A 3,179-nucleotide genomic window follows, 5' to 3' on the forward strand; every position below is an offset into this window, starting at 1 on the left:
GCTCATCAACGGATTCATCGACAGTGCGCCGAGGTTCTCCATCTTCACTGGCATCTCGGCAATGTGACGATCGCTGCAACAGCAGGGCGGTACCCATTTGCCAGAAGCATCCAGCAATATGTGCTCATGCATTAAGGTGACGCCCATTTCTGCCACTGGCATCGGACCGAGTACCGTCATCACCTGACCGCTACGTACGCCCACAGGAAGAGGGTCCGCATGACGGAAAATTGATCCTTTCATTGATTATCCTTTTACGGGTGAGCGAGCAGGGTTGAGGATGCGAGTATTGAGCCAAATCGCCAGTAAGATGATGGTGCCGGTCGCGATCTGCGTATAAAACGGCGAGATATGCGACAAGATCAGCCCATTCTGGATAATGGCAATCGACAAAGCGCCCAACAGCGTGCCGATGATAGTGCCAAATCCGCCAAACAAGCTGGTGCTGCCAAGAACCACCGCCGCAATTACCTGCAGTTCAAATCCTTCACCCTGATTGGACGATCCGCTGCCGAGACGCGCCGTGATAATCATGCCTGCCAGCGCGGCCGCCATACCGCTGAGGATATACACCTTCATGGTTACCGCTTTGGTATTAATGCCGCTACGGCGCGCGCCTTCTGCGTTGGCTCCGATGGCCGTAACATAGCGACCAAAACGCATGTGATTCAGCAAGACGTGCCCGGCCAACAGAATCACAATGCCGATTAGCGCAGGCATGGGAATGCCCAGCACCCAGGCGCGGCCCATAAAGGTGAACAGGCTGTCGGCGGGAACCGGAATCGAATAGCCCTGGGTAACCAGCAGCGCAATACCGCGCACCACGGCCAGCGTGGCTAGTGTGACAATAAAAGCGGGTATCCCTTCAAACGCGATAAAGAAGCCGTTGATGGCTCCGACCAAACCGCCCAATAGCAGTCCACCGATCAACACCACAGGCCACGGTAGTCCCCAATTGTTGAGTGCAATGGCAGAAAGCGCACCGACCAGCGCCAGTGTCGACCCTACAGACAAATCAATACCGCCAGTGGTGATCACCAACGTCATTGCCGTTGCGACGATCAGCAGCGGGGCGCTTTGCCGAATGATATTTAGCCAGTTAGTGCTGGTGAGAAAGTTACTGGTGATCAGCGAAAACACCACGCAGCAAAAGATAAAAAACAGCGCAATGCTCACCACGCCTGAGTGGTTATGCAACAGGCGGCGGGGCAGCGAGTGTTGGATCATGCGTGAACTGCTTAGATTCATGATACTCATCCTGTTTCCTCAATGTGCTGCTGCTGAATGAGCAGTGAATTTTTCACCCACGATCAGGTTAACGATGTCGCTGAGGCTGGTATCCGCCACGCGGCGATCGGCCACGTTGGTGCCTTCGTACATCACCATGATGCGGTCACACACCAGGAACAGATCCTGTAAACGGTGGGTAATCAGGATCACGCTCACCCCGCGCGCTGAAACACGACGTATCAGTTCCAGCACCGCCTCCACTTCAGCTACAGCGAGAGCGGCGGTAGGTTCATCCATGATCAGCACTTTGGGTTCGAACGCCGCCGCGCGGGCAATAGCAATAGCCTGCCGCTGCCCACCTGAAAGATTGCGTACCAGCAGGCGCGTATCGGGAATGGAAATCCCAAGGCCTTTCAGCATTTCGCGTGCTTCTGCATGCATTTTGGTTTGATCGAGAAAGGGAATACCGAGCACGGATTTCATCGGCTCGCGGCCCATGAATAAATTCCCCGCAACATCAACCGTGTCGCACAGGGATAGATCCTGATAGACCATCTCAATATGACAGCGGCGTGAATCGGCAGGGTTACTGAAGTGCTGTTGTTCACCGTCGATGCGAATGGTGCCGCTGGTGGGGATTACGGCACCGGACAACACTTTGGTGAGCGTCGATTTGCCGGCACCGTTATCGCCAACCAAACCGAGTACTTCCCCTGGCGCAAGCTGAAGATTTACCCCGCGCAAAGAGCGAATCGAACCGTAGGTTTTGGTGATATTGACCATTTCAACCCGGGCCGGAAGAGCTTGTAATTGCTGCATTGGACAACTCCCATCAACACTTGTGGGAAATGTTTGCCCTGTTGGGAAAAGTGCATATCCGGCACGATCTACAATCTAGTAAACCGGTTTACCCGCCAGATAAGACTTTTGTTTAAACCAACAGGGCAAACGCTACAATGATATTTACTCGCCAGTGGTGACATTGCAGCATCCATGCCAGCCTGCGTTGCAGGCACTTCACTTTCGGCTAACTTGTTGTAAATCATCACGAGTTTCGTGAATATCAAGTAAACCGGTTTACTCACTATAACGCGATTAAAAAAATCAGCTCACTTTTTGCGCCATTATTGTGCGCTTTTGCATCATTTTGGGACGCCGTTAACAAATCCAATAGAATCACGCCCAATCCATTCCACGGGCAAACGGGTTTCGTTCGGGATGCCGGTTTCATCATTGAGCAGGCGCAGCATAATACTCACCGCCGTATGTCCCAATTCGCGAGCAGGTTGGCGGATTGTGGAGATCCGTGGATGTGTCAGGTCGGTGTAATTGGCATCGTCAAAGCCCACCAGGGAGAGGGCGGCGGGAGCCTGCAAGCCGCTGGCGCGTAGACCATCTAGCAATCCCAGCACCAGATAATCACTGGCGGCAAACACGGCAGTGGGACGTTGTGCACAGCTGAAAAGTCGTTTGAGCGCCTGCTGGCCAAATTCGCGCGCATAGTTGCCATACATCACCCATTCAGGAGGAATGGCTAACCCGGCCTGTTGCATCGCGGTGCAAAAACCCTGATAGCGCTCGCGTACGCTCATCAGTTGTTCTGGCCCGCCGATGAAAGCGATCTGGGTGTGTCCGGCAGCAATCAATTGTTCCGTTGCCATACGTCCACCTTGCACATTGTCGGCAAACACTTTGGGCACCGTACTGCCGGGAATATCTTCATCCAGTAACACCACATGACGCTGGCGCTGAATTTCCTGCCGTAGTACGCCGTTATCGGGACGGTTAGTGGTGAACAGCAGGCCATCAACCTGACGCGTATCCAGCCAGCGGATAAACTGCGCCTCCTTTTCCGGATTATTACGCGTGATACAAAGCACCAGACTATAGCCTCGCGCCGATGCTGCCTCTTCAGCCGCATCAGCCAGTTCAGCAAAGAATGGGTTGGT

Annotated in this window: 3 protein-coding genes and 1 pseudogene; all 4 read right to left on the minus strand. The window is 53.7% G+C overall.

The annotated features are described in order from the left end of the window. Window positions 1-243 (minus strand): annotated as a pseudogene (locus QMM04_RS21745) (phosphotriesterase-related protein); the annotation flags it as partial. 3 nt (window positions 244-246) lie between these two features. Then, window positions 247-1,248, minus strand: coding sequence for an ABC transporter permease (locus QMM04_RS21750; protein WP_282997013.1), 1,002 nt, complete (start codon window positions 1,246-1,248; stop codon window positions 247-249). Between the two features lie 18 nt (window positions 1,249-1,266). Further along, window positions 1,267-2,013: an ATP-binding cassette domain-containing protein gene (locus tag QMM04_RS21755; protein WP_166936095.1), complete on the minus strand. Its 747-nt coding sequence runs from the start codon at window positions 2,011-2,013 to the stop codon at window positions 1,267-1,269. Between the two features lie 359 nt (window positions 2,014-2,372). Beyond that, on the minus strand, window positions 2,373-3,179 hold an 807-nt coding region (locus QMM04_RS21760; RefSeq protein WP_282997014.1), incomplete at its 5' end, for a substrate-binding domain-containing protein.

It is taken from the genome of Pantoea sp. Pa-EAmG, assembly GCF_030024295.1.
GTDB lineage: Bacteria > Pseudomonadota > Gammaproteobacteria > Enterobacterales > Enterobacteriaceae > Pantoea > Pantoea dispersa.

Excerpts from the sequence above, each read along its gene's own strand:
- QMM04_RS21755 (WP_166936095.1), bottom strand. The coding sequence starts at position 2,013 with ATGGTCAATATCACCAAAACCTACGGTTCGATTCGCTCTTTGCGCGGG.
- QMM04_RS21750 (WP_282997013.1), bottom strand. The coding sequence starts at position 1,248 with ATGAATCTAAGCAGTTCACGCATGATCCAACACTCGCTGCCCCGCCGC.